This is a genomic window from Anoxybacillus sp. LAT27 (genome assembly GCF_022030075.1).
GTDB lineage: Bacteria > Bacillota > Bacilli > Bacillales > Anoxybacillaceae > Anoxybacillus > Anoxybacillus kestanbolensis.
Map to the genome: position 1 here is coordinate 1 of NZ_JAIWYK010000223.1, position 255 is coordinate 255.

1 pseudogene is annotated in these 255 nt (G+C 58.0%); it reads left to right on the plus strand.

Annotated elements, in window-relative coordinates:
• A pseudogene (locus LD028_RS09220) lies at positions 1 to 255 on the plus strand (hypothetical protein); the annotation flags it as partial.

Genomic DNA, 255 nt, shown 5'->3' on the forward strand with positions numbered 1-255 from the left:
TGACGACATCGTTGGCAAACTGGTTCAGGCCTGGAACGAGTCGCAGATCATCCGGGCGGAAGAGCTGCAAAAAGTAGTGGACGAAGGCCTCAAGCAAAACCTGATCACCGGCTACAACCTGAAGGACACGCGGTTTGATCCCCATTTTGATCCGGAGCGGACTATCACCTACGGCCACAGCGACATCGTTCACGCCATCCAGCTCATCGGCCTCCTGCGCAGCGAGGGCATTCAGGCCAAGGTCCAGCTGGAGCC